This is a genomic window from Cobetia amphilecti, from assembly GCF_020217465.1.
GTDB lineage: Bacteria > Pseudomonadota > Gammaproteobacteria > Pseudomonadales > Halomonadaceae > Cobetia > Cobetia amphilecti.
Genome location: NZ_CP084115.1, coordinates 3,690,628 through 3,714,237, shown reverse-complemented (window position 1 = coordinate 3,714,237; position 23,610 = coordinate 3,690,628). Strand labels below are relative to the sequence as shown.

The 23,610-nt window shown below is 63.9% G+C and carries 20 protein-coding genes; 4 read left to right on the top strand and 16 right to left on the bottom strand.

Features of this window, described 5'->3' with window-relative positions:
* The first annotated feature begins 83 nt into the window (after positions 1 to 83).
* Entirely contained in the window at positions 84 to 2,225 is a 2,142-nt protein-coding gene (locus LCW13_RS15455; protein WP_225347338.1) for a PhoX family protein, read from the top strand.
* Between the two features lie 202 nt (positions 2,226 to 2,427).
* On the opposite strand, the gene ppk1 is transcribed toward LCW13_RS15455, so the two are convergent.
* Together ppk1 and hemB are read right to left on the bottom strand one after the other, a co-directional pair.
* A complete protein-coding gene (gene ppk1 / locus LCW13_RS15450) occupies positions 2,428 to 4,713 on the bottom strand; it encodes a polyphosphate kinase 1 (RefSeq protein WP_153636599.1) in 2,286 nt (761 codons plus the stop codon).
* A gap of 48 nt (positions 4,714 to 4,761) precedes the next feature.
* Positions 4,762 to 5,781, bottom strand: coding sequence for a porphobilinogen synthase (gene hemB / locus LCW13_RS15445; RefSeq protein ID WP_225347337.1), 1,020 nt, complete (start codon positions 5,779 to 5,781; stop codon positions 4,762 to 4,764).
* Positions 5,782 to 6,446: 665 nt separating this feature from the next.
* Here hemB and elbB point away from each other — a divergent pair.
* Complete coding sequence (gene elbB / locus LCW13_RS15440) at positions 6,447 to 7,133, top strand: isoprenoid biosynthesis glyoxalase ElbB (RefSeq protein ID WP_225347336.1); 687 nt, start codon at positions 6,447 to 6,449, stop codon at positions 7,131 to 7,133.
* A gap of 159 nt (positions 7,134 to 7,292) precedes the next feature.
* On the opposite strand, the gene tatC is transcribed toward elbB, so the two are convergent.
* The 13 genes from tatC to LCW13_RS15375 all read right to left on the bottom strand — a co-directional run bounded on the left by tatC (position 7,293) and on the right by LCW13_RS15375 (position 20,308).
* Complete coding sequence (gene tatC, locus LCW13_RS15435; protein WP_131432770.1) at positions 7,293 to 8,084, bottom strand: twin-arginine translocase subunit TatC; 792 nt, start codon at positions 8,082 to 8,084, stop codon at positions 7,293 to 7,295.
* The gene (gene tatB, locus LCW13_RS15430) at positions 8,084 to 8,482 is read right to left on the bottom strand and encodes a Sec-independent protein translocase protein TatB (protein WP_043332982.1); all 399 of its coding nucleotides are present in this window, start codon (positions 8,480 to 8,482) and stop codon (positions 8,084 to 8,086) included. The genes tatC and tatB overlap by 1 nt, the downstream gene beginning before the upstream one ends.
* A gap of 5 nt (positions 8,483 to 8,487) precedes the next feature.
* Entirely contained in the window at positions 8,488 to 8,742 is a 255-nt protein-coding gene (gene tatA / locus LCW13_RS15425; RefSeq protein ID WP_043332981.1) for a Sec-independent protein translocase subunit TatA, read from the bottom strand.
* Between the two features lie 109 nt (positions 8,743 to 8,851).
* On the bottom strand, positions 8,852 to 9,187 hold the full coding sequence (locus LCW13_RS15420; RefSeq protein WP_043332980.1) for a phosphoribosyl-ATP diphosphatase: 336 nt from the start codon (positions 9,185 to 9,187) through the stop codon (positions 8,852 to 8,854).
* A 201-nt stretch (positions 9,188 to 9,388) separates the two neighbouring features.
* Positions 9,389 to 11,017, bottom strand: a complete 1,629-nt coding sequence (gene ubiB / locus LCW13_RS15415; RefSeq protein ID WP_043332979.1) for a ubiquinone biosynthesis regulatory protein kinase UbiB — start codon at positions 11,015 to 11,017, stop codon at positions 9,389 to 9,391.
* A complete protein-coding gene (locus LCW13_RS15410) occupies positions 11,014 to 11,682 on the bottom strand; it encodes a ubiquinone biosynthesis accessory factor UbiJ (RefSeq protein WP_131432768.1) in 669 nt (222 codons plus the stop codon). The genes ubiB and LCW13_RS15410 overlap by 4 nt, the downstream gene beginning before the upstream one ends.
* Before the next feature lie 7 nt (positions 11,683 to 11,689).
* Positions 11,690 to 12,436 carry a bifunctional demethylmenaquinone methyltransferase/2-methoxy-6-polyprenyl-1,4-benzoquinol methylase UbiE gene (gene ubiE, locus LCW13_RS15405; protein ID WP_043332974.1) on the bottom strand — a complete coding sequence of 249 codons (747 nt, stop codon included), beginning with the start codon at positions 12,434 to 12,436 and terminating at the stop codon, positions 11,690 to 11,692.
* Positions 12,437 to 12,583: 147 nt separating this feature from the next.
* Entirely contained in the window at positions 12,584 to 12,955 is a 372-nt protein-coding gene (locus LCW13_RS15400; protein WP_225348182.1) for a gamma-butyrobetaine hydroxylase-like domain-containing protein, read from the bottom strand.
* Between the two features lie 331 nt (positions 12,956 to 13,286).
* A complete protein-coding gene (hslU, locus tag LCW13_RS15395) occupies positions 13,287 to 14,612 on the bottom strand; it encodes an ATP-dependent protease ATPase subunit HslU (RefSeq protein WP_043332972.1) in 1,326 nt (441 codons plus the stop codon).
* Position 14,613: 1 nt separating this feature from the next.
* Complete coding sequence (gene hslV / locus LCW13_RS15390; protein ID WP_043332970.1) at positions 14,614 to 15,135, bottom strand: ATP-dependent protease subunit HslV; 522 nt, start codon at positions 15,133 to 15,135, stop codon at positions 14,614 to 14,616.
* 331 nt (positions 15,136 to 15,466) lie between these two features.
* Positions 15,467 to 16,120, bottom strand: a complete 654-nt coding sequence (locus LCW13_RS15385) for an SPOR domain-containing protein (protein ID WP_043332968.1) — start codon at positions 16,118 to 16,120, stop codon at positions 15,467 to 15,469.
* A 3-nt stretch (positions 16,121 to 16,123) separates the two neighbouring features.
* On the bottom strand, positions 16,124 to 17,809 hold the full coding sequence (gene argS, locus LCW13_RS15380) for an arginine--tRNA ligase (RefSeq protein WP_225347335.1): 1,686 nt from the start codon (positions 17,807 to 17,809) through the stop codon (positions 16,124 to 16,126).
* Between the two features lie 240 nt (positions 17,810 to 18,049).
* The gene (locus LCW13_RS15375) at positions 18,050 to 20,308 is read right to left on the bottom strand and encodes a primosomal protein N' (RefSeq protein ID WP_225347334.1); all 2,259 of its coding nucleotides are present in this window, start codon (positions 20,306 to 20,308) and stop codon (positions 18,050 to 18,052) included.
* Between the two features lie 240 nt (positions 20,309 to 20,548).
* Between LCW13_RS15375 and rpmE the strand changes: the two genes are divergently transcribed.
* Positions 20,549 to 20,761: a 50S ribosomal protein L31 gene (gene rpmE, locus LCW13_RS15370; protein ID WP_054556509.1), complete on the top strand. Its 213-nt coding sequence runs from the start codon at positions 20,549 to 20,551 to the stop codon at positions 20,759 to 20,761.
* A gap of 556 nt (positions 20,762 to 21,317) precedes the next feature.
* A complete protein-coding gene (locus tag LCW13_RS15365) occupies positions 21,318 to 22,586 on the top strand; it encodes a malic enzyme-like NAD(P)-binding protein (RefSeq protein ID WP_054556560.1) in 1,269 nt (422 codons plus the stop codon).
* A gap of 181 nt (positions 22,587 to 22,767) precedes the next feature.
* Here the strand turns inward: LCW13_RS15365 and LCW13_RS15360 are convergent, their stop codons facing one another.
* Positions 22,768 to 23,529 carry a DUF481 domain-containing protein gene (locus tag LCW13_RS15360; protein ID WP_043332961.1) on the bottom strand — a complete coding sequence of 254 codons (762 nt, stop codon included), beginning with the start codon at positions 23,527 to 23,529 and terminating at the stop codon, positions 22,768 to 22,770.
* Positions 23,530 to 23,610: the final 81 nt, after the last annotated feature.

Genomic DNA, 23,610 nt, shown 5'->3' with positions numbered 1-23,610 from the left:
CGTATCACTCTTGTTGCCTTCGGCATGCCCTCAAGGGGCGTGCCTGAACAGAACAACCCGAAACCTGACTACGGGGAAGCGACATGAGCAAGGAAATCGAAGACCATCGCCTGCTTAATCCCAGCAGCAACGAGACGTTCTCATCCGTCATCGAACGACACATCTCGCGTCGTCGTGTCCTGCAGGGCGGCCTGGGCATGGCGGCTGCCAGCATGCTGGGTGGTTTCGGTCTTGCGGGGCTGAGCACCACGGCCAACGCCGCCAGCAACGCTGCGGGTGAGAAGACGACTCTGGCACTGGCCTTCGAATCGATCAAGGGGTCACGCACGGATGCAGTCGTGGTTCCCAAGGGGTATACCGCACAGGTGCTGGCGCCGTGGGGCACGCCGCTCAATGCCAAGGCACCCAAGTGGAGCAAGGATTTGGCGATGACGCCGGAGATCCAGCTCAACACCGTCGGCATGCATCACGATGGCATGCACAACTTCGCCTTGAGCGACGACACGGCCTCCAGCAACTTCCTGCTGGTCATGAACAACGAATACATCGATCAGGATGCGCTGTGGGCACCCAAGGGCGGCGCGACCAATGCGGATTCCGGCAAGCGTCCGGCCGATGAAGTGCGCACCGAGATCAATGCCCATGGCGTGACCATCGTCGAGGTCAAGAAGGCCAGCAACGGCAAGTGGGAAGTGGTGGGCGATTCGCGCTACAACCGCCGCTACACCAGCGCCAGCGAAATGAAGCTGAGCGGCCCGGTAGCGGGCAGCGATTACGTCAAGACGGCCTTCTCGCCGGATGGCATGCGCACCCGTGGTACCAACAACAACTGCGCCAACGGCTACACCCCGTGGGGCACCTACCTGACCTGTGAAGAGAACTGGCCGGGTTACTTCGTCAAGCGCAGCGATCGTCAGCTCGATGACAACCGCATCGGCATCGAGACCGAGCGTGGCCGCTATGGCTGGGAAACCGCCGCCGGAGATGCCAGTGAAGTCGATGGCGAGTTCGCGCGTTTCGACAACACGCCGACGGCAGACAGCGCCGACAAGGATTACCGCAACGAACCGCGCACCTTCGGCTATATCGTCGAGATCGACCCCTACACCGGCGAGCAGGCCATCAAGCGCACCGCGCTGGGCCGCTTCCGTCACGAAGGTTGCTGGCCGGGCAAGCTGGTCGAGGGTGAGCCGGTGGTCTTCTACTCCGGTCACGATTCGCGCAACGAGTACATCTACAAGTTCGTGTCGGACGCCAAGTGGGACGCCGCTGATGCCCGTGGCGCCGGTGACTTCAAGGACCGCCTGGCGATCGGCGACAAGTACCTGGACAAGGGCACGCTGTATGTCGCCCAGTTCTCCGCCGATGGCACCGGCACGTGGCTCAAGCTGACGCCGGACGCCGTGACCAAGGATGGCCGCACCCTGGCCGAAGCACTGGGGCTGGCGGCCGATGACCTGGCTGGCATCATCATCCACACCACCGATGCGGCTGACCTGATGGGCGCGACCCCGATGGACCGCCCGGAGTGGGGCGCGGTGGACCCGGTGTCCGGTGAGGTCTACATGACGCTGACCAACAACTCCAAGCGCACCGAGGAAGGCACTGACGCCGCCTTCACCAACGATGGCACCGCCATCGAGGAGCCGGGTGTCGGTTACAAGACGGCGCCAACCAACGCGGCCAATCCGCGTGGCAACAACGAAGCGGGTCAGATCATCCGCTGGCGTGAAGCGGGCGATCACAAGGCCTTCGATTGGGAGATCTTCGTGTTCGGCGCAGCGGCCAGCGATGCCGACAACCTGTCCGGCCTGACCGAGATGAACGAGTTCGCCAGTCCCGATGGCCTCTACTTCGATGGCCGCGAAGGACAGGACAGCATCCTGTGGATCCAGACAGACAACGGCTACGAAGGCATCACCGAGGTCACCAATGACCAGCTGCTGGCGGTCGTGCCGGCAGGTCTCGAGCAGGCCGAGGGAGACGCGGCCGTGATCGGTGCCGACAACCAGGCGCAGCTCAAGCGCTTCGCGGTGGGCCCGAACGGCTGTGAAGTCACCGGGATCTTCACCACCCCGGACAAGACCGCGATGTTCATCAACATCCAGCACCCGGCCAACTGGCCGCAGAGCGATGATGCCACCGCCGAGACCGATGGCAGCGTGCGTGCCCGCGCCGCGACCGTGGTCATCCAGCGCGAAGATGGCGGCCAGATCGGCGTCTGATGAAAGCCGCGCGTCAGGTGTGAACGCGAAGCCCCCGTATCGATGATACGGGGGCTTTTTCATACGCCTGAACCTGGCCCCGCTTCGCTTGAGGGCGCTCGTCTGTCAAAAGAAAGGAGAGGACCAACGACAACGGCCCCCACGCAAGCGTGAGGGCCGAGAGTTCATGAGCTTTGTTCTGTCCTGACCTCGTCGAGCGCGATCAGGCCTTGGCGGCGTAGGCGAACAGCAGGGTTTCCTGCACGCTGATCGGTTCCGCGTCGCCGGCATCCAGCTGGGTGTAGTGGCCATCGCTTTCCAGACGCCAGCTCTGGCAGTTGTCGACCAGATAGGTGTCCAGGTCCTTGCGGATACGCTGGGCCAGCTTCTTGTCGAGCAGCGGGAAGCAGGTCTCGACGCGGTGGAACATGTTGCGCTCCATGTAATCCGCGCTGGAGCACCAGGTCTCCGGCTGACCGGCATTGTGGAAGTGGAAGGTGCGCGTGTGCTCGAGGAAGCGACCGATCACCGAGCGTACGCGGATGTTGTCGGAAATCCCCGGCACGCCCGGGCGCAGACAGCAGACGCCGCGGATGATCAGGTCACACTGCACGCCAGCCCGCGAGGCGCGGTAGAGGGCGCGAATCAGCTTGGGCTCGGTCAGTGAATTGCATTTGATGATGATGTGGGCGCGCTTGCCTTTCTCGGCGTTGCGCGCTTCACGGTCGATCATCTCCACCATGCGCTCATGCAGCGTGAAGGGCGCGTGCAGCAGCTTCTCGATATTGCGCTGCTTGCCCATGCCGGTCAGTTGCTGGAAGACCTTGTGGACGTCCTCGCAAAGTGTCTCGTTGGCGGTCAGCAGGCTGTAATCGGTATACAGACGCGCCGTCTTGGCATGGTAGTTACCGGTGCCCAGGTGCGCGTAGTGACGCAGCTCGCCGTGTTCACGTCGCACGATATGCAGCATCTTGGCGTGGGTCTTGTAGGCCATCACGCCGTAGATGACGATGGCGCCGGCTTCCTGCAGGCGTGAGGCCAGCTGCAGGTTGTCGGCCTCATCGAAGCGCGCCCGCAGCTCGATCACCACGGTGATCTCCTTGCCCTGACGTGCGGCTTCCACCAGCGAGGAGACGATGTTGGAGTCGGCGCCGGTGCGATAGAGGGTCTGCTTGATGGCCAGCACGTTCGGGTCACGCGCCGCCTCGGCGAGCAGGTTCTCGACCGGGGAGAAGGACTGGAAGGGGTGATGCAGCAGGATGTCCTCGCGACGGATCGCATCGAACAGGCTGTTGTCGCCCTTGAGTGCCTTGGGGATGCCCGGAGTGAACGGGGCGTAGAGCAGGTCCTCGCGGCCGACGTCGCCGATGACTTCCATCAGGCGGTTGAGGTTGACCGGGCCCTTGACCTGATAGAGGTCGCGCGTTTCCAGATCGAACTGCTTGAGCAGGAAGGTGTAGAGGGCTTCCGGGCAGTTGTCGGCCACCTCGAGACGCACCCCGTCGCCGTAGCGGCGTGCCAGCAGCTCGCCACGCAGCGCGGAAGCCAGGTCGGAGACATCCTCGGCATCCACCGAGAGATCGGCGTTGCGGGTCAGGCGGAACTGATAGCAGCCCTTGATCTTCATGCCCGGGAACAGCTCCTGGGCGTGAGCGTGAATCATCGAGGACAGGAAGACGTATTCGGTGTACCCCTGCTCGACGAGGCCATCCGGGATGCGGATCAGACGCGGCAGCGAGCGCGGGGCCGGCAGGATGGCCAGGCCACCTTCACGACCGAAGGCATCCTTGCCTTCCAGCTCGACGATGAAGTTGAGGCTCTTGTTGACCAGGCGCGGGAACGGGTGCGACGGGTCGAGACCGATCGGGCTGATGACCGGCTGGATCTCTTCCTCGAAGTAATCGCGCACCCAGGCCTTCTGGGCATCGTTCCACTGATTGCGGCGACGGAAGCGGATGTGCTGCTCTTCCAGCGCGGGGATCAGGTCCTCGTTGAGCATGCGGTACTGGCGTTCGACCTGCTCATGCGTGATGCGGGAGACCTCATCGAGCACCTTGCTCGGCAGCATGCCGTCACAGCCGGGGTCGGTGCGATCGAAGGCGATCTGATGCTTGAGACCCGCCACGCGAATCTCGAAGAACTCGTCCATGTTGGACGTGAAGATCAGCAGGAACATCAAGCGGTTGAGCAGCGGATGCGAGGTATCCTTGGCCTGCTCGAGTACGCGGATGTTGAACTGCAGGTTGGACAGCTCGCGATTGAAGTACAGCGCCGGATCAGCGAGATCAGCCTCGGGGGAGGGGGTGGCCTTGGCATGGATACCGGTACGCGTCCGGTTGACGCGCAGGGGCAGCGGTTCCTGAGCCGGCGGCTCATCCGCCGCCAGCTCGATCTCGCCTTCCCGTGGGGTGGATGCTGCCTTGGGGGCAGCATCCTTGTCGCGACTGTCAGCGACTTCCGGCAGGGTCGCCGTGTTGTTGTCGGTGTCTTGCTTGGGCGTCTGTTCCATCATCAACTCCATGATCCCGGTCAGCCGCATCCGCAATGGCCGGGGTTGTCAAAGGCGGTTTTTCTGCGCCAGCAATTCGGCCGCCTGGCGAGCAAAATAGGTGAGGATGCCGTCGGCACCCGCACGCTTGAAGCACATCAGCGACTCGAGAATGACCTTGTCGGCATCCAGCCAACCGTTCTGGAAAGCCGCCATGTGCATGGCGTACTCACCGCTGACCTGATAGGCGAAGGTCGGCACTTCCAGCTCGCGCTTCACACGCGTTACCACATCAAGATAGGGCATGCCCGGCTTGACCATCACCATGTCAGCGCCTTCGGTGATATCCATGGCCACTTCGTGCAGCGCTTCATCGCTGTTGGCGGGGTCCATCTGGTAGGTCTGCTTGTCGGCCTTGCCCAGATTGCCGCTCGAACCGAGCGCGTCACGGAACGGGCCGTAGTAGTTGGAGGCGTACTTGGCCGAGTAGGCCATGATGCGCGTGTTGATCAGGCCTTCCTGTTCCAGCATGGCGCGGATGGAGCCGATGCGGCCATCCATCATGTCGGAGGGCGCGATGACATCGGCGCCGGCTTCCGCGTGTGACAGCGCCTGTTTGATCAGGGTGTCCACGGTGCGGTCGTTGAGCACATAGCCTTCTTCGTCAAGAATGCCGTCCTGGCCGTGCACGGTGTAAGGGTCGAGCGCGACATCCGTGATCACACCCAACGTCGGGATGGCTTCCTTGAGTGCGCGTACCGCACGCTGCACCAGCCCATTGGCATTGTAGGACTCCTCGGCCAGCAGGCTCTTGGCCTCTGCGTCTATCACCGGGAAGAGCGCGATGGCCGGCACGCCCAGGGCATGCACTTCACGACACTCTTCCACCAGCAGATCGATGGAGCGACGCTCGACACCGGGCATGCTGGTCACGGCTTCACGACGCTGAGCGCCTTCCAGCACGAAGACCGGCAGGATGAGGTCATCGGTCGTCAGCTGGTTTTCACGCATCAGGCGGCGAGAGAAGTCGTCCTTGCGCATGCGGCGCATACGGGTTGCAGGAAACTGGCGCGGGCTACGTTGGGTCAAGAGACATTCTCCGGGTCGGGTGGTCCGCTCCCGTGATGGTCGCAGGCAGTCTAGGTCTATAATATTTCATTAATATTACAGTGATGCCAGCGGTCATGGGGCAAGGCCGGTCACGTGAGGTGCCAGCAAGGGCTGAACATGACGACAAGGCGTCTGTCGGGCGACGAGAAGGCCTGGCTTGCGGCCTGCAAGTGGGTGGCCCGTGACGGGAGCCGTCGTCCCTGTGGCAGGGTCAATCCAGTATATCAGCGTTGACTTGTGGCCACAGGCGCAGGAGATGTGTCGCGGTGTCGCGCCTCATGCACACCCCGTATGGGGCGGGTGTGTGGGGCTGCAAGACGAGTCCGGACACCGCGGCAAGCCTCCGGCACCAGAGCCTTGATGGCATACGAGTGGACGAGGAGCAGCACTTGAGTTGTGCCGGGGCCGCCCATAGTCTTGAGAGGATGCGCAGTGACATGCCTCGCCTGCACGCCTGTCACTGTCTGCCGCGTGGTGGTCGCGCAGCTTCGGTGCCGCTGAAGCGTCTCGCGCCTGGCATGACGCCGGGCATGACGCTGGGCATGAAATCAGGCTCGGCATTCGAATCAGTCACGCGCTTGTATTAGTCTTTTCTGACCTGTCCGGCAATCGCCGCGCACAGCTCATCGTCAATGGAGTAACCCATGACCAAGCAGGTAGCCCTGATCCTTTCCGGTTGCGGTGTCTTTGATGGCTCCGAGATCTATGAAACTACCCTGACGCTGCTGCGTCTCGATCAGCTGGGCATTGCCTATGAGTGCTTTGCACCGGATGTCGCGCAGCACCACGTGATCAATCACGGCACTGGCGACGAGATGAAGGAGACCCGCAACGTGCTGGTCGAGTCCGCGCGTCTGGCACGTGGCAAGGTGCGCCCGCTGGAAGAGCTGTCAGCGGACGACTTCGATGCACTGATCCTGCCCGGTGGCTTCGGCGCCGCCAAGAATCTGTGTGACTTTGCCGTCAAGGGTGAGGACCTCGAGCTCGTCGCGGGCCTGCAGGACGCGGTGCAGCCCTTCCACGCGGCCGGCAAGCCGATCGGCGTGATGTGCATCGCGCCGGTGATGGTGCCCAAGCTGCTGGGGGAGGGCATCTCGGTCACCATCGGCAACGATGCCAGTGTCTCCGGGGCGATCAGCGCCCAGGGCGGCCTGCACAAGAGCTGCGAGGTGACGGACATCGTCGTCGACGCCGCCAACCGTGTCGTCACCACCCCGGCCTACCTGCTGGCGGAGCGCATCAGCGAAGCGGCCCAGGGCATCTTCAAGCTGGTCGAGCGCATCGATAGCTGGATCGAGGACGACAAGGCGCGTGCCGCCGAGCAGGACTGATCTCGACACGCCTGTGCGTCTGGCGTGATAGCACGTGGCTGGTGTGAGCAAGTTCCCTGGAAACACAAAGCCCCCAGAAACAGAAAGCCCCGCCGGTGACTCGGCGGGGCTTTCTGTTTTGATGCTCTGATTCTGATGCCCGACTACTGGCAGCCTCGTTCAGGGCGTGTCCTGCGATGCCTCATCGTCTGAGGCCGCACGCCGGCGCTTGAAGAGGCGCGAGGCCAGAATGCCGACCTCGAACAGCAGCCACATCGGGATCGCCAGCAGCGACTGCGAGATCACGTCCGGCGGTGTCAGCAGCATGCCGACCACGAAGCAGGCGATCACGATATAGGGGCGCTTCTTGCTCAGTGCCTCTACCGTGGTCGCACCGGTCCAGATCAGCAGGAAGGTGGCGATGGGAATCTCGAAGGCGACCCCGAAGGCGAAGAACAGCTTGAGGACAAAATTCAGGTACTGATTGATGTCCGTCATGATCGCCACATTCTCGGGGCCCGTGGTGGTGAAGAACTGGAACAGCAGCGGGAACACCACGTAGTAGGCGAAGGCCGCACCGGCATAGAACAGCAGGATGCTGGAGGCCAGCAGCGGCAGGGCCAACGCCTTCTCGTTCTCATAGAGGCCCGGCGCGATGAACGCCCAGGCCTGATAGAGCACGGCGGGAATCGCCAGGAACAGCGCCACCACCAATGTCAGCTTGAAGGGCGCCAGGAAGGGCGAGGCCACTTCGGTGGCGATCATCTGCGAACCCGGTGGCAGCAATGCCATCAGCGGTTCGGCGACATACAGATAGATCTGGTTGGAGAAGCCGTACAGCGCGGCGAAAACCACCAGCACCACCAGGGTGGCGCGCAGCAAGCGCGAGCGTAGCTCGATCAGGTGCTCGATGAGCGGCGCATGTGCGGCGTCGCCCTGACCACCTGACGGTGAGGCATGTGGATCACTCATCAGGAACGTGGCTCTCGTGATTCACGGGTGTCGGAAGCAGTGCTCGGCTCGGTGGCCGGCGCACCATTCTCGGCAGGGCGGGGGCTGGTCTCGGCGCCGGAGGCGCCTGCATCGCGGGACGTGCTGGACTCGGTGATGCCGCGCTCGACATCGCGTGCCTCGTTGCGCGCATGAGCGAGCGTCTCATCGAGCTGCTTCTTCTGCTCGTTGAGCGTCTGACGCAGTTCCTCGGCTTCCAGCTGGGCACTGATTTCCTGCTGAATGCCCGAGACACTGCGCTTGATGCGTCCCAGCCACAGACCCGCAGTGCGGGCGGCCCGGGGCAGACGCTCCGGGCCGAGCACGATCAGCGCCAGCAGCGCGATCAATGCCAGTTCAAAAAAGCCGATATCGAACATGCGGGTTACGAGCGCTTGTCAGCGGTATCGCGGCTCTCGGCCTCGACATCGATGGTGTCGCCACGCTTTTCCTCATGCGCGACCTTCTGCTGGGCAGTCGGCTCGTCGCTCTTCTTCTCTTCTTCCTTCATCGCGCCCTTGAAGCCCTTCACGGCACCGCCGAGATCAGAGCCGACGTTGCGCAGCTTCTTGGTCCCGAAGATCAGGATGATGATGCCGAGCACGATGAGAAGCTGCCAGATACTGATGCCACCTAACATGGGAAATTCTCCATTTGGGCCGCTGACACCGGGTCATTGGGCCTTGAGACTTGCAGGGTGCTGGCACCGCTGCCGGAAAGCCGACTTGCGCCGGAAGAATACGGGTCCTTCACTGGCCGCGAGCGGCCTTTTCATCATGGCCGGAAACACCGAAGCGGCGTGCCAGCTCATCCAGCACTTCCTGATGATCCAGCCCCAGGTGCGACAGCATGACCAGTGAATGGAACCACAGGTCAGCGGTCTCACCGATCACGGCACGCTGCGAGTCCACGTCGTCGTGAGCGAAATCCTTGGCGGCCAGTACGGTTTCGGTCGCCTCTTCGCCAATCTTCTCCAGTACCTTGTTGAGGCCCTTGTGATGCAGGCTCGCGACATAGGAGGAGGTCGGGTCAGCGTCGCGCCGTTCTGCCAGTACCACTGACAGACGGTTGAGAATATCACTCATGAATCATCATTCCTGAAAGCTTGGGTCTTGCGTTAAGTCATCGAGTTCTGCGCTGACGGCACACCTTGCACGGCAAACGGCACGGCGTGGGCAGGCGACTCAGGATGCAAGTGTTATATGTCATTCATATTGCACTGCGTCCCATGGGGCGGCAAGTGTCGTTGCGCGCCGGGCCAGTCAGGCCATCATGTCTGCCTGCGGCTAGCGCCACAGCAATAACACGATTCCCAGTCCTGCGCCCACCAGTACCGCCACGGGCTGGGTCTCCGCCCAGGCCATCAGGGGCTGCCAACCGAACGCGCCGGCCACCAGCAGCAAGCCCGCACGCAGTCGCCAGCTGGTGCTGGAGGCGTGATTGACCCGGTCGCGCAGCGTGGTGATGGCTTCTGTCTGGCGTTGACGGGCGCGATGCTCGTCCTCGATGCGCTCCATGGCCTGGAAGGCCATCGCCGGCAGCTGTGGCAGCTGATGCGACAGCTCCGGTGCCTGCTTGACCATCTCGGCCCAGAACGCCTTGGGACCGGCGCGCTCCTTCATCCAGCGCTCCAGATAGGGGCGGGCGGTGGCCCACAGGTCGAGGTCCGGATACAGCTGGCGGCCGAGGCCCTCGATGTTGAGCAGGGTCTTCTGCAGCAACACCAGCTGTGGCTGGACTTCCATGTTGAAGCGGCGCGCGGTCTGGAACAGCCCCAGCAGGACCTGGCCGAAACTGATGTCCTTGAGCGGCTTCTCGAGAATCGGCTCGCAGACGGCGCGGATGGCGGCGGCAAACTCGTTGGCGCGCGTGCCTTCGCCGACCCAGCCGGACTCGATGTGCAGCGCCGCGACCTCGTAGTAATCCTGGCGGAAGAAGGCCAGCAGGTTGCGCGCCAGATAGTCCTGGTCCTCGCGGGTCAGGCTGCCGACGATGCCGCAGTCGATGGCGATGAACTGCGGGTCGTGCGGGTTCTCGCGCGAGACGAAGATATTGCCGGGGTGCATGTCGGCGTGGAAGAAGTTGTCGCGGAATACCTGGGTGAAGAAGATCTCCACGCCGCGCTCGGCCAGCTTCCTGAGGTCGGTGCCCTGCGCCGTCAGCTCCTCGATATCGGCGACCGGAATGCCGCGGATGCGTTCCTGCACCATCACGCGGCGGCGCGTCAGTGGCCAGTGGATGGCCGGGACGTAGAGCAGCGGCGAGTCGAGGAAGTTGCGCTTGAGCTGAGAGGTGTTGGCGGCCTCCTTGTGCATGTCGAGCTCGTCGAACAGCGTCGCCTCGTAGTCGGCGACGACCTCGACCGGGCGCAGGCGACGGGCTTCCGGCGAGACCTTCATCAACAGGCGCGCGAACATGTAGAGCAGGCCGATGTCCTTGCGCATCACTTCCTCGATGCGCGGCCGGATGACCTTGACCACCACGTCCGAGCCATCGTGCAGGCGTGCGGCATGTACCTGGGCGATGGAGGCGGAGGCCAGAGGCTGGGCCTCGAATTCGGCAAAGGCTTCCTCGACCGACATCTCGAGTTCCTGCTCGACCAGCTCCCGCGCGACCTGGTTCTCGAACGGCGGCACCTGATCCTGCAGGCGCTTGAGTTCGTCGGCGATGTCCGGCGGCAGCAGGTCGCGGCGCGTCGAGAGCATCTGGCCGAACTTGATGAAGATCGGGCCGAGGGCCTCGAGCGCGAGACGCAGACGCTCGCCGCGCGTGCGTCTGCCGATGGGGAACAGACGCAGCGGCGACAGCTTGAGCAGCGGGCGAAGCAGAGCCGGCACGCGCCCCGGCGGCACCAGGTCGTCGAGGCGGTAGCGGGCGATGACCCACAGAATGCTCAGCAGGCGATAGAGTCTCACGACGGCTGGCACTCCCGCTCGGCAGGTTGATGAGAGGTGGCGGCCTCGAGGTGACGGCGCAGTCGCGCCAGCCGCGCTTCGGTGCGATCCAGACACTGGGTCAGCTCGGTCAGCTCGTCGCGGGCGACGCGCATCTGCGCCTGACCGGGCAGCCAGCGCGCCTCCTCGGTGAGGTACTCGCGCAGGTCCAGCTCCAGCTCACGGCGGCTGATCAGGCCGAAACGCCCGAGGCTGCGCAGGCCGCTGGCCAGGCTATGGCCGGGGGCTTCGCCGAACCACTCACTGAGCGCGCCTTCCCAGTCCAGGTCGAGGTCCATCACCAGGTCACGGGCGCTTTCCAGCAGATGGATACGGCCACGCACGGCGAGGCGGCCCTCGAACATCAGGCGCTCGATGGATTCACCGGACAGCAGGGCGGCGGCGGTCTCCATGTCGAGCTCCACCACCACATCGCCATCGCTCTCGTTGGCCTGGGGCAGGCGCAACAGGTGCAGGCCCTGCAGGTCGAAATGCACCAGTAGGTCAAAGGCGGGGCGTTCGACACGCACCAGCAGGCGTCGGCCTGCCAGTGCATTCAGGCGCGACGTCGAGGCCGGGTCGCGAGCAAGCAGCTGATTCAGCGTCCGCTCAGCGGTCGCCAACAGCAGGGGGGTCAGCAATGCCATGACAGCCTCAGAGCTTGATACCGCGGTGCAACGCGACGATGCCGCCCGTCAGGTTGGTGTACTCGACGCGCTCGAGACCGGCCTCTTCCATCATGCCGGCCAACGTCTTCTGGTCGGGGTGCATGCGGATGGACTCGGCCAGGTAGCGGTAGGAGTCGGCGTCGCCGGCGACCATCTCGCCCATCTTGGGCAGCAGCCGGAAGCTGTACTGGTCATAGGCGGTGGAGAGCAGCGGATTGACCGGCTTGGAGAATTCCAGCACCAGCAGACGGCCGCCCGGCTTGAGGATGCGCTGCATGGAGCGCAGGGCCTTGGCCTGGTCGGTGACGTTGCGCAGCCCGAAGGCGATGGTGATGATGTCGAAGGTGTTGTCCGGGAAGGGCAGGGCCTCGGCATTGGCCTGCACGTATTCGACGTTGCCGCCGACGCCACGGTCGAGCAGCTTGTCGCGGCCGACGTTGAGCATCGAGGCATTGATGTCGGCGAGCACCACGCGGCCTTTCGGGCCGACCAGACGCGAGAACTTCAGCGTCAGGTCACCGGTGCCGCCGGCGATGTCCAGCACCGACTGGCCGGGACGGGCGCCGGCACGCTCCAGGGTGATGCGCTTCCACAGACGGTGGATGCCGAACGACATCAGGTCATTCATCACGTCGTACTTGGCGGCGACACTGTGGAAGACATCCGCGACGCGGCCTGCCTTCTCGTCCACGGCAACTTCCTGATAACCGAAGTGAGTCGTACGCTTGTCCATGACTTCCCCTGTTGTGACGCCGCCGTGGCGACGTCAGCACAATATGGTGAGCTTTCGCAGTGGCTCGATTGTAACCGCTAGCCAGCGGGCTGTCTTTTGGCAAGACGTCGACTCGGACATCTTGCCGCGCCCAGTGGCATCAGTGGCTTACAGCTGGTTGAGCGGAATGCCCAGTGGTTCGCGCGAGGCACCGGCCTCTTCCAGCTGACGCAGGTAGTAGGCCCACATGGCGTCGCGGCGATTGGCCAGTTCCCACAGGTATTCCCAGGTATACAGGCCGCTGTCATGGCCATCATCGAAGTGCAGCTTCAGCGCGTAGCGGCCGCTCTGGGTGATGTTGGTCAGCCCGACGTAGCGCATGCCGACCTGCAGGGTTTCCTGGCCGACACCGTGGCCACGCACTTCCGCCGACGGCGACATCACGCGCAGGAATTCGGTGCTCAGGCGGAAGCTCTGGCCATCGGCGTAGCCCAGTTCCAGTTCGCGCTCTGACTTGTGGTAGTGCACGCGCGTCGGCACCGGGGCCTCTTCGCCATCGCGGGCATGGCGCTCATTGAGGCGGTAGTCGCGCTGCTGACCGCTGGTATCAGCGTCGTGGGACGCGGCGGCGTCCTTGGGAGTGTCGTGGCTCATCGGGGCATCCTCGGGCTTGCATGCCGCGCGGCGGCGTAGGGCGCAGGGCGGCATGGCGAAGGCAGATAGGCGTCGAGCGCGGCGCTTGGCCGGTCGATGTGTCTTGTGCGCATGATGCACTGACGCCCGATCCGGGCCAAGCCGGATCGGGCGTCAGAAGTCCCCTCAGGAACGGGACTGGCTTCCATGAGGGGCTGTCAGGCGCGTGAGCGTGTCGTCAGAGGATGTAGCGCGACAGGTCTTCATCACGCGCCAGATCACCCAGACGGGCATCGACGTAGGCGGCATCGACCTTGAGTTCGCCGGGCTGATCGCCACCCTCGTAGGAGATCTCTTCCAGCAGACGCTCCATCACGGTGTGCAGACGACGGGCGCCGATGTTCTCGGTGCCTTCGTTGACCTGATAGGCGATCTGGGCGATGCGCTCGATGGCGTCATCCGCGAAGCTCAGCTCGACGCCTTCGGTCGCCAGCAATGCCTTGTACTGACGGATCAGGGCGGCGGACGGCTCGGTCAGGATGCGCTTGAAGTCTTCCGGCGTCAGGGCGTTGAGTTCGACACGGATCGGCAGACGGCCCTGCAGCTCCGGAATCATGTCCGACGGCTTGGACAGGTGGAAGGCACCGGAGGCGATGAACAGGATGTGGTCGGTCTTGACCATGCCGTGCTTGGTGGACACGGTGGAACCCTCGATCAGCGGCAGCAGATCGCGCTGCACGCCTTCGCGGGACACATCGCCGCCACTGCCGGATTCGCCGCGCTTGGCGACCTTGTCGATCTCGTCGAGGAAGACGATGCCGTTCTGTTCGACGGCCTCGATGGCACGGCTCTTGAGGTCTTCATCGCTGACCATTCTGGCCGCTTCTTCCTCGTGAACCAGCTTGAGCGCTTCCTTGACGGTGATGCGACGGCTCTCTTTCTGCTGCTTGCCCATGTTGGAGAACATGGACTGCAGCTGGCTGGTCATCTCTTCCATCCCCGGCGGGGTGGCGAAATCGAGACTCTGGCTGGCCGGGCTCAGCTCGATGTCGATTTCCTTGTCATCCAGCTGACCTTCGCGCAGCTTCTTGCGGAACATCTGGCGCGTGCTGCTGTTGTTGGCGGCAGCGTCGTACTCTTCACCACGCACACGCGGCAGCAGGGCGTCGAGGATGCGCTCTTCGGCGGCATCTTCGGCCTTGTCGCGCACTTCCTTCATGGCGTCTTCGCGCACCAGCTTCATCGCGACCTCGACCAGGTCGCGGATGATGGATTCCACGTCACGGCCGACATAGCCGACCTCGGTGAACTTGGTCGCCTCGATCTTGAGGAAGGGCGCGCCGGCCAGCTTGGCCAGACGACGGGCGATCTCGGTCTTGCCGACACCGGTCGGGCCGATCATCAGGATGTTCTTCGGCGTGACTTCCGGGCGCAGATCATCATCGAGCTGCATGCGGCGCCAGCGGTTGCGCATGGCAACCGCCACGGCGCGCTTGGCTTCAGGCTGGCCGACGATGTGCTGATCGAGGGCGTTGACGATTTCCTTCGGGGTCATCTGGGACATCTCAGGACAGCTCCTCGATGATGGCATTGTGGTTGGTGAAGACGCAGATATCGGCCGCGATGGAGATGGACTTCTCGGTGATCTCGCGGGCAGAAAGTTCGGTATTCTCGATCAGGGCGCGGGCAGCGGCCTCGGCATAGTTGCCGCCGGAGCCGATGGCCAGCACGCCGTGCTCGGGCTCGACCACGTCGCCGTTGCCGGTGATGATCAAGGAGGCATGCTTGTCGGCGACCACCAGCATGGCTTCAAGCTTGCGCAGGGCGCGGTCTGAGCGCCACTCCTTGGCAAGCTCCACGGCGGACTTCACCAGCTGGCCCTGATACTTCTCGAGCTGCGCTTCGAAGCGTTCGAACAGCGTGAAGGCATCGGCGGTACCACCGGCGAAACCGGCCAGTACCTGATTGCGATACAGACGACGCACCTTGGCGGCGTTGCCTTTCATGACTGTGTTGCCAAGGGATACCTGGCCGTCACCAGCCAGGGCGACCTGGCCGTTGCGACGCACGGAGACGATCGTGGTCATGGATAACTCCTGAGAGAGCATGCCGGCGATTGGAATAAGGTGAACGGGGCCGGGCATGGCATTTCTGGGCAGACGAGGCCGTGGCCTCGTCGCGTAAAACGGGTGGTGATCGTCAGCCTGGCGCTTGCCACTGCTTGCCGCGATCCTGCACCGCCTGATGGGCGGCACGCGGGCCTGATATCTCACCGGAATGCTGTAGATGGGGGCGCCGATACGGGTTTCAAGTCATCGGCGACTCAGCGTTGACTGTGATCGGCCCTGGTCTGTGCCCTCATGCAACGGGCCCGCTCAAAAATGAGCGGGCCCGTCTGTCGCAAGGCTCACGCCTGGCTTACTGCAGCTTGATCAACAGGGGCTCGATGCCTTGGGTGTTCATCAGGTCCTGGGCGCGATTGAGCTCGCGGGTGTCCTTGTAGGGACCGACCTGCACCCGGTGCCAGACGGTACCGCCAGAGGCATTGACGTCACTGACCTTGGCCAGCAGGCCAAGGTCCTTGAGCTTGCCGGCCAGCTTCTTGGCATCGCTCATCTCGCGGAAGGACGCGGCCTGCAACATGTAGTTGGTCAGCGAGGCCTCGGACTTCTTGGTGCTCTCGGCGCTGCCCGGACGCGGCGTGGACTTGTACTCATCCACCTTGGGCGCGATCACCTCGGTTTCCGGCAGCAGGGTGTAGAACTCGAAGGTCGGCATGTTGCCGGCGGACTCTTCGGGGGCTTCCTTCTGCTGCTGGTTGCCCTGCTTGGCGGCCTGCTGCCCGTTCTGCTGTCCGTTCTGCTGCGTGTTGGCCTTGGGCACGATGGCCGCGACCGGCAGACGCGGGGCCTGTTTCTCGAAGTACTGCGCGAGAGCGAAGCCGGCGATCAGACCGATGATGCCCCACAGCCAGCCGGGCAGACCACGACTCTGGCTGGCAGCGGGTTGCCGACGGGGGCTCGCCCCCTGGCGGGAGGCGGGCTTCTTGTTGGCGGGGCGGCGAGCAGCCATGGCTTACATCTCCTCGGGAGCGCTGACACCCAGCAGGGCCAGGCCGTTGCGGATGACCTGAGCGGTCGCCAGACCCAGCGCCATGCGCGCATTGCGGGTCGCGTCGTCCTCGACCATCACCTTCACCGCGTTGTAGCAGGTGTGGAAGTCGGAGGAGAGGTCCTGCAGGTACTGGGCGACCTGCTGCGGCTCGCGCACCTTGGCGGCGTGGGCGACGACGTCCGGGAACTGCGCCATGCGATTCATCACGGCCTTTTCCTGGTCGCTGGTCAGCAGGGAGAGCTGCGCCATGGCCAGGGCTTCGTCGAAGGGCTTCTCTTCGCGGCTGGCCTTGCGCAGCACGCTGTGCACGCGGGCGTGAGCGTACTGGATGTAGTAGACCGGGTTGTCATTGGACTGGGAGCGCGCCAGGTCGATGTCGAAGGTCAGCTGGGAGTCGGCGCGACGTGCGGCCAGGAAGTAGCGGGTCGCGTCGCGGCCGACTTCCTCGATCAGGTCGCGCAGGGTCACGTAGCTGCCGGCACGCTTGGACAGCTTCACTTCCTCGCCGGAGCGCATCACGGTGACCATCTGGTGCAGCACGTAGTCCGGCCAGCCCTTGGGGATGTCGGCCTGCAGAGCCTGCAGACCGGCACGCACGCGGGTCACGGTGGAGTGGTGATCGGCGCCCTGCTCGTTGATGACCTGGGTGAAGCCACGCTGCCACTTGTCGAGGTGGTAGGCGACGTCGGGCAGGAAGTAGGTGTAACCGCCGTCACGCTTGCGCATCACGCGGTCCTTGTCATCACCGAAGTCGGTGGTACGCAGCCACAGGGCACCGTCGTCTTCATAGGTGTAGCCGTTGTCGACCAGGCGCTTGACGGTCTCCTCGACCTTGCCGTCGCTGTAGAGCGAGGACTCGAGGAAGTAGACATCGAATTCGACGCCGAAGGCCTTGAGGTCGAGATCCTGCTCGTGGCGCAGGTAGGCGACGGCGAAGACGCGGATGGCCTCCAGGTCATCGGGGTCCGCGGCGCCGGTCACCTGCTTGCCATCGGCTTCGACGGTATCGCCGGCCATGTAGGAGGCGGCCAGTTCGCTGATGTAGTCACCGCGATAGCCATCGGCCGGCCAGCTGGCATCGTCCGGGCCCAGACCCTTGGCGCGCGCCTGGACGGAGAGCGCCAGATTGTTGATCTGGGCGCCGGCGTCGTTGTAGTAGAACTCGCGCGTGACGTCGTGGCCGGTGGCGGCCAGCAGGCGGCACAGCACGTCGCCGACTGCGGCACCGCGGCCGTGACCGACGTGCAGCGGGCCGGTCGGGTTGGCGGAGACGAACTCGACCTGAGCCTTCTCGCCGGCACCCACGTCGCTGTGACCGAAGCTGTCGCTTTCGCTGAAGACGCGACGCACGATGTCGGCTACCGCACCGGTATCAGCGAAGAAGTTCAGGAAGCCGGGCCCGGCGATCTCGACCTTGGAGACGGCATCGGAGGCCGGCAGCGCCGCGATCAGCTTCTCGGCCAGATCGCGCGGCTTCATGCCGGCGGCCTTGGACGTCATCATCGCCAGATTGCTGGCGTAGTCGCCGTGGCTCTTGTCCTTGGTCGGGTCGACCTTGATCTGCGGGCTGGCGTCGGCGGGCAGGGTGCCGTCGGCCTTGAGGGTTTCCAGGGCCTGGCCCAGCAGTTCGATGATCGTCTCTTTCATGGAATATCGGTCTCTTCACGGCTCGGGTCGCACCGCGTGCCATACAGCAGGCGGTTGCAGGCATCAGGCCTGCGGGCAATGGGGGAGTGCGGATGTCGCTGCACGATGGCGGGCATTATCACCGATCCTGCGGCTTGCATAAACCGTCGTGATCAATCGCGCCGCATTCCGCGCCCTGCAGGGATAGTGGTCAGTTCATCGCAAGCGGCGTGAAGGGCTGTCACGCCGCTTGCGTATTACTCAGGCCATGCCGATGGGATCGACATCCAGCGACCAGCGCAGGCGGCGTGCGTCGCGGTCCTGCTCGCAGAGCGTCACCAGCCAGGCCGCCGCTTCATGCAATGGGCCGCGTTTCGCACAGCGCAACAGCAATTGGGCGTGATAGCGATTCTGGCGGCGCTCCATCGGTGCGGGTACCGGACCGAGGCAATCCACCTTGAGATTGGCAGCCTCGAGGTGCTGGCGCAGGGCGCCACCGACCTTCAATAGCCACTGCTCGACCTGCTGCTGGTCGCTGGCCTCGGCGCGCAGCAGCGCCAGATGGCTGAACGGCGGCAGCTGGGCAATGCGGCGCTCCTCGAGCAATTCCCCCGCCAGCTGCGGGTAGCCGGCCTGAATCAGCGTCAGCAGGTTGGGGTCTTCCGGGTGGCGGGTCTGGATCAATACCTCGCCGGGGCGCTCGGCGCGTCCGGCGCGCCCCGCGACCTGTACCAGCAGCTGCGCGGATTGCTCAAGTGCGCGGAAGTCGGCGGCATAGAGGCCGCTGTCGGCGTTGACCACCACCACCAGGGTGACGTGGGGGAAGTGGTGGCCCTTGGCCAGCATCTGGGTGCCGACCAGCAGGCAGGGCTCGCCACGCCGGATCACCGCCAGCGCCTCGCTCATGGCGTCCTTGCGCTGGGTGCTGTCGCGGTCGATGCGCAGCACCGGCACGTCGGGGAATTTCTCGCCGAGCAGCTCTTCGGTGCGCTCGGTACCCGCGCCCTGCGGGCGTACATCCCCGCTGCCACAGGCCGGGCAGGCATCCGGCAGCGGGCGGGTGCGCTCGCAGTGGTGGCAGGTCAGCTGGGGCGGATGGCGATGCAGGGTCATGCGGGCATCGCAGTTGTCGCATTCGGCGATCCAGCCGCAGGCATGGCAGGTCAGGGTCGGCGCGAAGCCGCGCCGATTGATGAACACCAGCACCTGATCGCCCTGGGCGAGGCGCTTCTCGATCGCCTCCAGACTCTGGGTCGAGAGACCGCCCAGCGTCATGCGGCCGCGCAGGTCGACCGGGTGCAGGCGGGCCGGCTGACTGCGTCCGGCGCGCTGATGCAGGTGCAGATGCGTGAAGCGGCCCTCGCGAGCATGGCGCAGGCTCTCAAGAGACGGCGTGGCGCTGCCGAGCACCACGGGTATGCCTTCCTGCTTGCCGCGCACCAGCGCCAGATCGCGGGCGTGATAGCGCAGGCCGTCCTGTTGCTTGAAGGAGCCGTCGTGCTCCTCGTCGACGATGATCACGCCGAGCCTGGCCATCGGCGTGAAGATGGCGGAGCGGGTACCGATCACGATGCGCGCCCGGCCGCTGCGGGCGGCTTCGAAGCCATCGAGGCGTTCACCATCGCTGACGCCGGAGTGCAGCATCACCTGCGGCACGCGGAAGCGTCTGCGGAAGCGCTCCAGTGTCTGGGGCGTCAGGCCGATCTCGGGCACCAGCACCAGCGCCTGGCCGCCGCGGTCCAGCACCGCCTCGATCAATTGCAGATAGACCTCGGTCTTGCCGGAACCGGTCACGCCCTCCAGCAGCGTGGGCGAGAAGCGGCTCAGGCCCTCATGCAGACGCGAGAGGGCGCGGCCCTGCTCATCATTGAGGGCCAGGCCGGGTGCGGCGAGCACGCCCTTGTTGGCCTGCTCCGGCGTGGTGCCGGTCACCGGCTCCTCACGGGATTCGATGTAGCCGCGACCGCGCAGGGTCTCCAGCTGCTGGCGGGTGAAGCCCTGGGCGGTGATGGCGCTGTGCACCAGGCCATGACGATGCTGAGCGAGCAGCTCCAGCAACGCGATCTGGCGGGTGGCTCGCCCCAGGCTTGCCGGCTCGGTGGCGCGGCCCTTGTCGGTCAGCGTCCAGCGCTCACGGGTACGCGCCTCCAGGGCGCGCCCCTGACGCAGCAGCGAGGGCATCGCCTGGGCGAAGGTGTCGCCGAGCGAGTGCTGGTAATAGCGCGCGGTAAACTGACATATCCACAACCAGTCGGCCGGCAGTGGTTCGTCATCGATGACTTCGCTGACAGGCTTGAGCTTGTCGATGGGGAAACTTGAGTCGCTGCGCAGCTCGGCGATCACCCCGACCAGCTGGCGACGCCCGAATTCGACGCGCACGCGCAGGCCCACCTGCCAGCCGTGGCGTGGCGGCTGGCGGGATGGCAGGTAGTCGAACAGATCGCGCAGCGGGCCGGGAATCGCGATGCCCAGCACACGTCCCGGCAGGTGAATCGCAGTCTTGTCGGTAGTGTCAGGCACGCAAGGTATCCGGATATGAGGTGATATGAGGCGTTCAGTAAAACGAGGATATGCCGTGGCACGCAGTCTACAGAGTGTTGCCCGCAATAAACGGCACAAAGTTTGGTCTTGCGGCAGATGACTGGTAAAATGTGCGGCCTTCCGTCGGAAACGGCGGAATGACCGGTTCAATCCAAAACCCGTGTACGGTGCCTGGCAAGTGATCAGGTGGCGGTGCACAGCGACCTGAGGTTACACATCATGAAACAGGGTATCCATCCGGACTACCAGCGCCAGACCGCAACTTGCTCCTGCGGCGCGCAGCACGAAATCGGTACCACTTCCAAGCAGACTTTCGCGCTTGACGTGTGCTCCGAGTGCCACCCGTTCTACACCGGCAAGCAGAAGCAGGCTACCACCGGTGGTCGCGTCGAGCGCTTCAACAAGCGTTTCGGTGCTGCCATCAAGCGCTGATACCTTCAGCTGCTTGTCGCTTTCATGGCGCTGCGCATCTTGCAGCGTCATGGACGAAAAACCCGCTCACGAGCGGGTTTTTTTGTGCCTGTCGTTCAGGCCGCTCTGAAGAGAGCCGCGACCACGCCAGCCGGCCCGGGATGCCCTTGTCGTGATGTTCTGGTCGTGATGGTCTGACGTGATGCCCTTGCGGTGATGTCACCCCTGCGCTGCGCTTGCTGAAAGGAAAGATTGTTTCCGATTTGGCACTTTTTCTGCTCTGCCTCTGCATCAAGCGCGCCAGAATGGCGGGTTGCGTCAGTGATAGGTCGAAAATCGAGGATCTTGCGCGAATCGTGGCGTCATCTCGGGCCGAAATCGGCGTAAAAGCCGGTCAGCGATAAGGAAAGGTTTATGGCTGGGTAGGGCATCCATAACGTTAGACGAATGGCTAAAATGTTTTTTAAACAATCGTTTTAAAGTCATGCATAACAGCAAGTTGCGTCGGTTGTTCAGAGGTGTCTTTTTCTATATTCTGGAGCAGCCAACCCCCCCGCCAAAATACCGGATGACACGCATGTCTGATGCCATGAAGAAAGCAGCACTGCAATATCACGCCGAACCCATTCCCGGAAAGCTCTCCATCGAGCTGACCAAGCCGACCGAGACCGCCAAGCACCTGGCGCTGGCCTACAGCCCGGGCGTTGCCGAGCCGTGCCGCGAAATCGCCGCCGACCCGGAAAATGCCTACCTGTACACCGGCAAGGGCAACCTGGTCGCGGTCATCTCTGACGGGACTGCCATCCTTGGCCTGGGCAACCTGGGGCCGCTGGCTTCCAAGCCGGTCATGGAAGGCAAGGGCGTGCTGTTCAAGCGCTTCGCTGGCATCAACTCCGTCGATGTCGAAGTGGATGCGGAAAGCCCGCAGGCCTTCATCGATACCGTGCGCCGCATCCACACCACCTACGGTGGCATCAACCTGGAAGACATCAAGGCGCCGGAATGCTTTGAAGTCGAGCAGGCGCTGATCGAGCAGTGCAACATCCCGGTCTTCCATGACGACCAGCACGGTACCGCCATCGTCACCGCGGCCGGCATGCTCAACGCCCTGGATATCGCCGGCAAGAAGCTGGAAGACGCGCGTATCGTCTGCCTGGGCGCCGGCGCTGCCGCCATCGCCTGCATGAAGCTGCTGGTGGCCAGTGGTGCCAAGGTCGAGAACATCTTCATGCTCGACCGCAAGGGCGTGATCCACAGCGGCCGTGATGACCTGAACCAGTACAAGGCGATGTTCGCCACCGAGACCGAGCTGCGCACGCTGGACGACGCCATCGATGGCGCCGACGTCTTCGTCGGTCTGTCCGGCCCGAACCTGCTCAAGGCAGAGCAGCTCAAGAAGATGGCCGCCAACCCGATCGTCTTCGCCTGCTCCAACCCGGATCCGGAAATTCATCCGGATACCGCTCGCGAAGCACGCCCGGATGTCATCATGGCGACAGGTCGCTCCGACTACCCGAACCAGGTCAACAACGTGCTGGGCTTCCCGTTCATCTTCCGTGGCGCGCTGGATGTGCGTGCGACGCGCATCAATGAAGAGATGAAGCTGGCCGCCGTTCACGCCCTGAAAGACCTGGCGCGTGAGCCGGTCAGCCAGGATGTGCTGGATGCCTACGAGATCGACAGCCTCGAATTCGGCCCGGGTTACATCATCCCGACGCCGATGGATTCGCGTCTGCTCGAGCGTCTGCCGGCCGCCGTGGCCCAGGCGGCCATCGATTCCGGTGTCGCACGCAAGCCGTACCCGGCGCACTACCCGCTGACCAGCACGGATCAGGTCTACGGTTAAGCGTCAGCGGTCGAATGGCCGGTTGGCGGCGTCGCTGAAGCGACGCAAGACATGAAAAAGCCCTCGTCGGAGATTCCGGCGAGGGCTTTTTGTTGGTGGCTGCTTTCAGCCTAGAGCCATGAACCGCGAGCCACGAGCCACCAGCGAGTAGCGCCTGGGCAGGCAGGCGTCAGGCCTGTGCTCAGAAGCTGTAGAGGATGGAGGCCGCCGTGGTGGTGTCGGTCTTGGCATCCGACTCGTCGGGCGGGTTGGTGTTGTTCTCGATCTCGTGCGAGAGCTTGAGAGCGAGGCTTGCATTGATGGCGACCGTCAGCGCGGTATAGCTGCGACTGATCACGTTCTCGCGCGTGGCCTCCGCCGAGAACTGCTGCTCGAACTTGGAGGTGTCGGAAAGCTGCCAGCGGTAGTCCATCGCGCCATAGCCCAGCAGGTAGTTCTCGTGATCCCCCGCCGTGATGTCATCGAAGCGATAGCCCGGCCCGGCCTCGAGGGAGAGGTTGTGCTCGGGGCCATCCAGTATCGTGATGCCCTCACCGACGATGGAGGTGACCTGGTGGTTGTAGCCGGAGAAGCGCTCCTTCTCCCAGCGCAGCAGCCCGAAGGCGTAGTGATCATCGCTGAGGTCATAGCGCTCGCGCTGGCCGACCAGGTACTTGTCGGTCGTGGTCTCGCCACTGCTGGAGACATGTTTGGCCTCCACACGGAAGGTGTGGGTCCAGGGCTTCAGGTGCCAGGAGAGGCTGGTCTTGCCCAGCAGGGTCTCGCTGTTCGAGTTGCCCGACAGCTTGGTGAAGCCCAGCTCGGCCTGGCCGCTGAAGGGCTCAGAGTCCTCGCTGGCGGGTGGCGGTGCATAGAAGAGGTCGTCTGCGACAGCCGTGTCGAGGGGAAGCAGGGCCAGGCACAGAAACGCGGTCCTGCGCAGTGTGGGCAATGGGTGAAGCATGCGAACTCCGGCATGTTTGAGGCATGACATCATCATCGGGAATGTGGCTTGCGAGATGACGCTTGCTGAGCGAGGCGGCCT

Coding starts and splice junctions, on each gene's coding strand:
- LCW13_RS15365 (WP_054556560.1), top strand. CDS start 21,318: ATGTCTGATGCCATGAAGAAAGCAGCACTGCAATATCACGCCGAACCC.
- tatC (WP_131432770.1), bottom strand. CDS start 8,084: ATGAGTGATCCACATGCCTCACCGTCAGGTGGTCAGGGCGACGCCGCA.
- ubiE (WP_043332974.1), bottom strand. CDS start 12,436: ATGGACAAGCGTACGACTCACTTCGGTTATCAGGAAGTTGCCGTGGAC.
- LCW13_RS15420 (WP_043332980.1), bottom strand. CDS start 9,187: ATGAGTGATATTCTCAACCGTCTGTCAGTGGTACTGGCAGAACGGCGC.
- LCW13_RS15385 (WP_043332968.1), bottom strand. CDS start 16,120: ATGGCTGCTCGCCGCCCCGCCAACAAGAAGCCCGCCTCCCGCCAGGGG.
- elbB (WP_225347336.1), top strand. CDS start 6,447: ATGACCAAGCAGGTAGCCCTGATCCTTTCCGGTTGCGGTGTCTTTGAT.
- ppk1 (WP_153636599.1), bottom strand. CDS start 4,713: ATGGAACAGACGCCCAAGCAAGACACCGACAACAACACGGCGACCCTG.
- LCW13_RS15410 (WP_131432768.1), bottom strand. CDS start 11,682: ATGGCATTGCTGACCCCCCTGCTGTTGGCGACCGCTGAGCGGACGCTG.
- hslU (WP_043332972.1), bottom strand. CDS start 14,612: ATGTCCCAGATGACCCCGAAGGAAATCGTCAACGCCCTCGATCAGCAC.
- tatA (WP_043332981.1), bottom strand. CDS start 8,742: ATGTTAGGTGGCATCAGTATCTGGCAGCTTCTCATCGTGCTCGGCATC.
- tatB (WP_043332982.1), bottom strand. CDS start 8,482: ATGTTCGATATCGGCTTTTTTGAACTGGCATTGATCGCGCTGCTGGCG.
- LCW13_RS15360 (WP_043332961.1), bottom strand. CDS start 23,529: ATGCTTCACCCATTGCCCACACTGCGCAGGACCGCGTTTCTGTGCCTG.
- rpmE (WP_054556509.1), top strand. CDS start 20,549: ATGAAACAGGGTATCCATCCGGACTACCAGCGCCAGACCGCAACTTGC.
- LCW13_RS15455 (WP_225347338.1), top strand. CDS start 84: ATGAGCAAGGAAATCGAAGACCATCGCCTGCTTAATCCCAGCAGCAAC.
- argS (WP_225347335.1), bottom strand. CDS start 17,809: ATGAAAGAGACGATCATCGAACTGCTGGGCCAGGCCCTGGAAACCCTC.
- hslV (WP_043332970.1), bottom strand. CDS start 15,135: ATGACCACGATCGTCTCCGTGCGTCGCAACGGCCAGGTCGCCCTGGCT.